Raw genomic sequence first — 8206 nt, 5'->3', positions numbered from 1 at the left:
CTGACCCGTCAAATGCTTTTTGCAATTTTATTTCAGAAATTTTTGGGGGTTGGCCGCTACAGCCGATGCATGATCGATCGGATTTCAGGAAAGACGGGCGCATGACATTGCAGGATGCCGACGCGAATGACGCGGGTTTCGGCGCACGGATACGCAGCGCCATATTCTGGCGATCGGGCAGCCAGATCCTCTCGCAGATGATGAGCTGGGTGGTGACGCTGGCGGTCATCCGCCTGCTCGATCCCGCCGATTACGGCCTGTTCGCCATGACCCAGGTGATCCTGAACTTCGCGACCTTCCTCAACGGCTATGGGCTGGTGAGCGCCCTGGTGCAGTCTGACACGGTGGAAACCCATCGGCTGCGCCAGGCCTTCACCATCATGCTGTTGCTGAACGGCGCGCTGGCGCTGCTGCAACTGGCGATCGCGCCGCTGGCGGCCGACTATTATGACCAGCCGATGGTCGCCGACCTGCTGCGGGTGCAGGCTTTGCTCTATCTTTCCACCCCCTTCCTCTCCGTGCCCGAAGCGATCATGGGACGCGCGCTCGATTTCAAGCGGCCCGCCCTCGTCAACCTGATCGCCGCGATCGCTTCGGCCGCGGTGGCGCTGATCGGCGCCCTGTCTGGATGGGGGGTGTGGACATTGGTGTTCGCGCCGATCGCCGGTTTCTGGGTCAAGGCGGCAGGCTATGTCATCGCCACCGGATTCAGGCCGATTCCCACTTTCGATTTTCGTGGCACCGGCGCGATGGTCGCCTATGGCGCATCGCTGCTGGGCGGCCAGATGTTCTGGATCATCCAGAGCCAGGCCGATATCTTCATCGGCGGCCGCATGCTGGAGCCGCATCAACTGGGCCTCTATGCCGAGGCGCTGTTCCTGACCCAGATTTTCGTCAGCAAATTCGTGCCGCCGCTCAACGACGTCGCCTTTCCCGCCTATGCGCGGATGCAGAAGGACGTGTCGCGGGTGGCCTGGTCCTTCTGCAAGGCGGTGAAGCTGCTGCTGCTGCTGACCTGTCCCATCTATCTGGGCATGGCGGTGACGGCCGAGCCGCTGGTCGAGACATTGTTCGGGCAGAAATGGCTGGAAATGGCGCCCTTCGTCGCGATCCTGGCGCTGGCGATGCCGTTCATGACGCTGCAGGTGATGTTCGCGCCGGTCAGCAATGCGCTGGGCCGCCCCGGCACGACCGCGCGAGTCGCCGCGGTCGGCGCGGTGCTGATGCCGGTCGCCTTTCTGATCGGCATCCAGTCCGGCGCGATCGGCCTGGCCTGGGCCTGGCTGATCGCCTTCCCGATTCTCACCGCTGTCACCGCCCGATTGGCGGGCGGCCCGATGGGATTGCGCTTCGTCGACCTGATCCGCGCCGCCGCACCGGGGCTGGGCTGTTCGATCCTGATGGCGGGGGTGGTGATGGCGATCGACCGGCTGCTGCCGCCGCTGGCAGCGCCGTTGCGGCTGTGCGTGCTGGTCCCGGCGGGAGGGCTGGCCTTCCTCGCCGCGCTGATGCTGTGCGCGCGCGGCACGTTGATGGAACTGGTCGCGCTGGTGGTGCGGCGCGCGCCGCCGGTCCAGGCCCCGGCCTGAACCGACGGCTGGGGCCGGATCAGGCGGTCTGGATATAGTCGCGCAGCGCCGCGGCTTCCGATTCGATGGTATCGATCCGGAATTTGACCAGATCGCCGATCGAGATCATGCCCACCAGCGCGCCGTCGACCACGACCGGCAGATGGCGGATGCGCCGCTTCGTCATCAGCGACAGGCCGTGAATTACCGGCGTTTGATGGTCGATGGTGATGGCGGGCGCGGTCATGACTTCGCCGACATCATGGTCGAGTGCGGCTGCGCCTTCGGTGGCGACCCGATAGACCACATCGCGTTCGGAAAAAATGCCGACGACCTGCCCATCCTCAACCACCGGCACGCAACCGATCCGCCGTTCCGCCAGCAATTGCACGACGGAGAGCACGCTGTCGGTGGGCCGTACGCTGACAACGTCGCCCTTGCCCTGCAAAATCGTTGCGATGCTCATGACCACTCTCCTTTTCCGAGACATTTCCCGATAGGCGCTTGATGATCCCACTTTCGCGGCCCAATGAAAAGAGATGACGCGCAAGCAAGCCCTGGATGATCCACAGATCGCCGCAACCGCCTGGGCGCGGTTTCGCCGCATCATGGCGTGGATGGCGCTGGGCGGCGCGGTCTGTGTCGGACTGGCGCTGTTGTTCCTCCATTGGTGGGCGGGCCAGTTGCCGATTCACATGGCGATCGCCACCATATTGGGCGTATGGCTGACCTTCATGCTGGGGACCGGCCTGATGGCGCTGACATTCCTGTCGAGCGGCACCGGGCATGACGAACAGGTGATGGACAGGCTGAAGGACGAGGTGCCGCTTGACGACTGACACGGCGAAAACCGGAAAGCGGGGTGAGGTGGTGCTGCGGCTGGTGCCGCATCTGACCGACATCAACGCCAACGGCCACATCTTCGGCGGCTGGGTGCTGAGCCAGATGGATATCGCCGGCGGCATCGTCGCGGCGCGAATCGCGCGCGGCGCGGTGGCCACGGTGGCGATCGAGAGCATGACCTTCATCACGCCGATCCTGCTGGGCGATGTCGTGTCGGTCTATGCGGTCGAGGAACGGCGCGGCCGCACGTCGGTCGCGATCCGGATCGACGTGGTGGCGATCCGCGGCGTCGGCATGGACGAAGTGCTGCTGACCAGCGGCGTCTATACGTTCGTGGCGCTGGACGCCAATCACCGGCCGCGGCCCCTCCCCGACTTTTGACGTCCGACGCCTGACGGTCAGCGCGCCAGCCGCTCCGCATAGGACCATGTCACCGTGTCGTTGGCCGGGATCGTGACCCGCCAGATCCATCCGTTGCCACGCCGCTCCATGGCGGTGGGACGGGGCGCGATGTCGTGCGGAATGGTGACTTCCGCCGTCACCGCGAAGGGCCGGGCGTTGCTCAGCGTGATCGCCCAGTTGCGGGACTTGCGAGACTGTCCCGTCGCCCGCGCGGCGATGCGGACGTCGGCGCTGGCCGCGATGTCATAATCGACCCGTTCGCCTTCCGCCTTGTCGCCGATATCGGCTTCGCCCGCGAGCAGGCGCAGGCCGCCGACATCCTCGAAGATCGCGACCCGGCCCGACGGCATGGGCAGGCCGAGGCCGTCATCCTTGCGATTCTGCAATCGCAGCCGCAGCGTCATCGGCCGCGAGTCGCTCGCGCCGTCGCCATAGCCGATGGTGGCCGCATAGAGCCGCTCCACTTTGACGCCCGGCTGGCGCAGCAGCGCGACCTGCTTCTGGGCATTGGCGGCGACATCGACGGTCACCGGCACGCGATAGAGTTTGAGGTCGCCGACATCTTCGGGCGGCGGCGGTGGCGATGGCGGTGGAGGGGGCGGCGCCGCGGGCGCTGCCATGGCGACGCGTTCGGTGCGGCGCATCGAGGTGACGACGATGTCCTGCGCGCCCTCCATCATCATCGCGGCTTCGGGCGCCTGCACCGGGAACAGATCCCAGCGCGGATGGGTGCTGGTGACGTCCATCGGCCAGCAGGTCAGGCGCAGCGGACCGCCGGTCGGGCGCGGTTGCACCCCGCGCGCCTGCTTGGTGGGCTGGCCCGCGATGACGCTCAACTGCGCATCGGGAAAGCCGGTGACCCCGCCATTGGCGACCGTCAGCCAGGCCATGAGGTCGAGCGTGCGGCCATCGTCGCCCATGTCCGCGACATAGTTGGCGGCCCAGTCGAACCCTTCGGCCAGATAGGTGAGTTGCAGCGTCGCGCGGGTCGGCCGGTCGCTTGTGGCGATCACCGACAGGGTCGGGCGGGGCGACAGATCGGCGGGTCTTTGCGGATAGAGCATCCGCTCTGGCAGGCCGCTGCACCCCAGCGCCTCATAGCCCTGCGCCGTCTTGAGAATCACGCCCCCGGTCGGCCCGGCGCTGATGATCGCGTCCTGCTCGGTTACCTTGCCGGTCTTGCGGTCGGTGCGGCGCAGGGTGACGCTGCGCTTGAGATAGGCGTCGACGAGGCCGGCGGGGGACAGCAGCCGGGCGTCCCGGTTCTTTTCCCGCACGCCGCGCGGCATGCCGGAGAGGATCGCGGTTTCGGGCATCAGTCCTTCGGCCACCCCTTCGAACCGCACGACCGAGTCGCCCTGGGGCAGATCGACGGTGCGGCTTTCGGTGACGAGCGCATAGCCGCCCGGCCAGTCGCGGTCGATCGGCCCCTTGGCCCGGAAGGGCGCGCGGTAGACGGTGACGGAGACGGAATCGGCGCGGGGCGAAACGATCGTTTCCGCCTGCGCCGGGACGGCCAGCGCCCAGAGCGCCAACAACAGGACAAGGATGCGCGGCACGGGCGCTCTCCCGTCAGTAGCGCGAATCGAAGGTGACGCTGAGGTCGATCGTGCCGTTGGCCGGCACCGGCACGCTCCATTCCATCCGGTCGGCAGAGACGCGCTTGCCTTCCAGACTTTGCGCCGTCACGCGCGTGTCGCCCCATAATCCCTGCTGCGCCAGATCGATCGTCACGGATTCGGGCCGGGCGTTGGTGAGCGTGTAGCGCATCCTGGTTTCCCAGCGCGCGCTGCCCTTGCGCGTGCGCTGTTCGACGGTGGGGCGCACCTTCACGTCGAACGCCTCGCCGGTGCGGAGCGCCATGGAAGACCCCATGGGCGTATGGTCGATGCTGTTTTCGCCGATGAATTGCGGGTTGCCGCGCGCGTCGCGCATATAGACGCGGATCGTGCCGGCAGGCAGTTGATCGCCCAGGCCGCCTTCCTTCGAGGTGGAGAATTTCAGCACGCTCGATGCGCTCATCGGTTCGGCCGAACTGCCAAGCCAGCCATTGACATATTCATAGGTGGCGCGGGCCGGCGCGCCCTTCACGTCGAGGAAACTGACCTGTTTCTGCTGCGCATTGGCGATCGTGGTGCGGGCGGCCAGCGGATAGAGATAATAGTCGCCCAGCCGTTCGCGTGGACCGCTTTCGGTCCCGGCCTGATCGATCGCGCCGCTGCCTGTTTGCCACCAATTATTGCGGCCGCCGCCATTGGCCGGGTTGCCCGCGACCAATATCGTCTTCGCGTCGGTGAAGGTCGTGCCGGTATTGTTGGTGAGCGTGACCCATCCCTGCATGTCCATGGCCCCTTTGGCCGCGTCGAACAGCGCGACATAGTCGGCCGTCCAGCCCAGATTGGGGGTGAGGTAGGAAAGGCGCGCGGGCACCGTGCCGCCACGATCCGCCTGCACCGTGACCGACAGGGTGGGACGGGCGCGCAGATTGGGGGGCACCCGGTCGAAGATGACGCGGACCGGCAGGCCATCGTCGCGCAGCACCTCGATCCGGCTGCCAATCTGGAGGACAATGCCGCCATTGGCGGCGAGAATCTTGGCGCGTTCGCGCGTTTCCGCGCCGGTGGCCGGGTTGGTGCGCAGCAGCGTCACTTCCTGCCCCACCGCCTTGTCCATCAACTTGTCGGGGGAAAGGAGGTCATAATCGAAATTCTGTTCGACGATGGCGAGGCCGGGGCCCGACAGGTTCACCGTTTCCGGGCGGATGCGGGCCGACACGTCGGGAAATTCAATGCGGTTGCGGCCTGCCGTCACCGGCAATTGCCGATCGTCCTGCACCAGCGACTGGCCATTATTGTAGATGGTGACGGCGACATCGCCCTGCGCGGTGGCGCCGGTGGGATCGGCCGCGCTTTGCGCCATCGCCGAAGGGGACAGGGCCGACAGGGAAAGGGCCGACAGGGGCAGGGCAGTGAACATCAGGGGCAGCAGGTGCGCGGCTCTCATCGGCCTCTCTCCAGATATGTGCCAGATATATAGAGCGATTTCTAATCAGATGAAATCATCTGATGACTCGGAAATCGCGTAAAACCAATAATCTAGAGCGGTTGATCCGATACAATCGGATCAACCGCTCTAGCGCCTTGTGCCGGATCGCGCCGGGGTTGCAAAGCCGGCTTGTCGGTAGCGGCAAGAAAAGACAGGGACATGAAAAAGGGGACGGCGCGTTGCGGCGCCGTCCCCTGATTTTTTCGCTATCGAGCGCTTATTCGGCGGCTTCGGTCGCCGGGCGGGCGCGACGGGTGCGCTTCTTGGGCGCTTCCTCGGCCACTTCGGCGTCATTGTCGGCGCGGGCGATCGAGGGCGGCAGCACCGCCAGGTCCAGCCCTTCGCTCGCTTCCGCTTCAGCCACGACCTTGCGCGGGCGACCGCGACGGGGGCGCGGGGCCTCGGCTTCGGGCGCGGCCGCTTCGGGTGCGGTCTGGACGACCGGCTGCTGGCGCGGGGCTTCCGTAGCGGGATTGCCCGCCGGGCCTTCTACGCCCATTTCCTGCTGCACCGGGGCATCGCCGTCGGCATTGAAGCGATCGCGGCGGGGACGGTCGCGACGGACATTGCCGGCGCGCGCCTCGCGGGGTTCGCGCGGCTCGCGATTGTCGCGGGGTTCCCGATAGTCGCGATTGTCGCGCGGCTCGCGGGCTTCGCGATCGTCCTGACGCTCAGACCGGCGATCCTGCTGGTCACGCGGGGCCTGCTGGTCGCGCTGACCCTGTTCACGCTGGCCCTGTTCACGCTGGCCCTGTTCACGCTGGCTCTGGTCCCGCCCATTTTGTTCACGGGGGGCCTGCTCCCGCGGGGTACGATCATAGGCGTGCTGCTGGTCGCTGCGGAAATCGTCGACGCCATCGTAGCCGCCGTCGAAATCGTCGCCATCCTGGTCGAAATTCTCGTCGCGGGTGCGCTGCCGGGGGTTCTGCTCCTCCTGGCGGGCGCGGTTGTCGGCGAGCACGCGGAAATAATGATCGGCGAACTGGAGATAATATTCGGCATTCACCCGGTCGCCCGCCATCTGGGCGTCGCGGGCCATATTCTTGTATTTCTCAAGAAGCTGGGTCGCATTGCCGCGGGCGCGGTTGTCGATGCGATTACCGTTGTCGCCACCGCCCCGATTATTGCCGTTGGGACGTCCGTTGTTATTATTGTTCCGGCCGCGATTGCGGCGGCCGGCCTGCCGGTTGTTGATCAAGACATGATCCTTGCGTTCGCTATGATATCATTCACTGAAAACACTGTTCAGTCGCCATCCCCAAGCACGGCCTGTCCTTCAGGCCGGATACGGCTCCGCCACGGCATGATCCTTCCCGGATCATTACCCCGACTGCCAGCGGCGCTGCGCAGCATGCGCCGTCATGACTTTAAGGAGCGGGAAAACGGCCTTTTCTATCAACGATCTAAGCGACCATGTCACAAGATAGAGCCGTCCCTGACGCTGATGTAGTGGCTTTCGCGCGATAAACCAAGCAATTTTCGCTTGCCCGATGGTAAATCGACCATTTCTAACCTGGGTTTGTCACGATCAGGCAGCGGTCGTGCCCGGCGAGGTCGCGCCGCAAGGCGACGGCCAGCCCCCTTTCCTTCAGCAGCGCGGTGACGCTGGCCGCCTGGTCATGGCCGATCTCGATCGCGGCCATGCCGCCCGGCGCGATCAGCCGCAGCAAATCGGGCGCGATGCGGCGATAATCGTCCAGGCCATCGGCGCCCGCGAACAGCGCGCTGGCCGGTTCGCGCAGCACGTCGCCGGAAAGCGGCAGGTCGGCGACGATATAGGGCGGGTTGATGAGCAGCAGGTCGAACGGGCTTTCCACATCCTGCGCCCAGTCGCCCAAGCGGAAAACGGCGCGGTCGGCCATGCCCAGTCGCATCGCATTGCCCTGCGCCACCGCGAGCGCGGGTGGGGAAGCGTCTATGCCGAGCCCCTGCGCGCCGGGCCATTGCGCCAGCGCCGCCAGCAGCAGCGCGCCGGAGCCGGTGCCCAGGTCGAGGATCGTGGCGGGCGATTGGGTTGCGAAATGATCGACCGCCGCCTCGATCAGCGTTTCGCTGTCGTGTCGGGGGATCAGCGTGTCGGGCGTGACGGACAGGCTGATCGTCCAGAAATCGCGGGTGCCGGTGATATGGGCGATCGGTTCGCCCGACAGGCGTCGGTCCAGCAGCGCGGGGAAGGTGTCGGGGATGCCGAGGTCGCGCTGGCGCAGCAGCATGTCACCCCGCGACAGGCCCAGCGCATGGGCCATCAGCAGTTCGGCGTCGAGCCGGGCCGTGTCGCTGGCGACGGCGAGTTGGACAGTGGCTGCACGGAGCGCGTCTGCCACGCCCTCGATCGTCATGCGGGCAAA

Annotated in this window: 8 protein-coding genes; 3 read left to right on the top strand and 5 right to left on the bottom strand. The window is 66.1% G+C overall.

Annotated features, from left to right (window positions below; all coding sequences use genetic code 11):
- Positions 1–101 precede the first annotated feature (101 nt).
- Positions 102–1589 carry a lipopolysaccharide biosynthesis protein gene (locus K9B33_RS03520; protein ID WP_224546695.1) on the top strand — a complete coding sequence of 496 codons (1488 nt, stop codon included), beginning with the start codon at positions 102–104 and terminating at the stop codon, positions 1587–1589.
- A gap of 19 nt (positions 1590–1608) precedes the next feature.
- Here the strand turns inward: K9B33_RS03520 and K9B33_RS03515 are convergent, their stop codons facing one another.
- On the bottom strand, positions 1609–2034 hold the full coding sequence (locus K9B33_RS03515) for a CBS domain-containing protein (protein WP_224546694.1): 426 nt from the start codon (positions 2032–2034) through the stop codon (positions 1609–1611).
- 73 nt (positions 2035–2107) lie between these two features.
- Here K9B33_RS03515 and K9B33_RS03510 point away from each other — a divergent pair, with 73 nt between their 5' ends.
- On the top strand, positions 2108–2407 hold the full coding sequence (locus tag K9B33_RS03510) for a hypothetical protein (RefSeq protein ID WP_224546693.1): 300 nt from the start codon (positions 2108–2110) through the stop codon (positions 2405–2407).
- Positions 2397–2792, top strand: a complete 396-nt coding sequence (locus tag K9B33_RS03505) for an acyl-CoA thioesterase (RefSeq protein ID WP_224546691.1) — start codon at positions 2397–2399, stop codon at positions 2790–2792. Before K9B33_RS03510 ends, K9B33_RS03505 begins: the two co-directional genes overlap by 11 nt.
- A gap of 17 nt (positions 2793–2809) precedes the next feature.
- Here K9B33_RS03505 and K9B33_RS03500 read toward each other — a convergent pair whose 3' ends face one another.
- From K9B33_RS03500 to prmC, 4 genes are all read right to left on the bottom strand, one after another.
- On the bottom strand, positions 2810–4372 hold the full coding sequence (locus tag K9B33_RS03500) for a DUF4139 domain-containing protein (protein WP_224546689.1): 1563 nt from the start codon (positions 4370–4372) through the stop codon (positions 2810–2812).
- A 13-nt stretch (positions 4373–4385) separates the two neighbouring features.
- Positions 4386–5789: a DUF4139 domain-containing protein gene (locus K9B33_RS03495; RefSeq protein ID WP_224546737.1), complete on the bottom strand. Its 1404-nt coding sequence runs from the start codon at positions 5787–5789 to the stop codon at positions 4386–4388.
- Between the two features lie 286 nt (positions 5790–6075).
- Entirely contained in the window at positions 6076–7056 is a 981-nt protein-coding gene (locus K9B33_RS03490; RefSeq protein WP_224546687.1) for a DUF4167 domain-containing protein, read from the bottom strand.
- Between the two features lie 310 nt (positions 7057–7366).
- On the bottom strand, positions 7367–8197 hold the full coding sequence (prmC, locus tag K9B33_RS03485) for a peptide chain release factor N(5)-glutamine methyltransferase (protein ID WP_224546734.1): 831 nt from the start codon (positions 8195–8197) through the stop codon (positions 7367–7369).
- Positions 8198–8206: the final 9 nt, after the last annotated feature.

The organism is Sphingobium sp. 3R8, from assembly GCF_020166615.1.
GTDB classification, from domain to species: Bacteria; Pseudomonadota; Alphaproteobacteria; order Sphingomonadales; family Sphingomonadaceae; genus Sphingobium; species Sphingobium bisphenolicum.
The sequence above is the reverse complement of the archived record's forward strand: the minus strand, read 5'-3'. Positions and strand labels throughout refer to the sequence as shown.

Bases quoted from the DNA above. Each gene is read 5' to 3' on its own strand.
- K9B33_RS03510 (WP_224546693.1), top strand. From the start codon at position 2,108: ATGACGCGCAAGCAAGCCCTGGATGATCCACAGATCGCCGCAACCGCC.
- prmC (WP_224546734.1), bottom strand. From the start codon at position 8,197: ATGACGATCGAGGGCGTGGCAGACGCGCTCCGTGCAGCCACTGTCCAA.
- K9B33_RS03520 (WP_224546695.1), top strand. From the start codon at position 102: ATGACATTGCAGGATGCCGACGCGAATGACGCGGGTTTCGGCGCACGG.
- K9B33_RS03495 (WP_224546737.1), bottom strand. From the start codon at position 5,789: ATGTTCACTGCCCTGCCCCTGTCGGCCCTTTCCCTGTCGGCCCTGTCC.
- K9B33_RS03515 (WP_224546694.1), bottom strand. From the start codon at position 2,034: ATGAGCATCGCAACGATTTTGCAGGGCAAGGGCGACGTTGTCAGCGTA.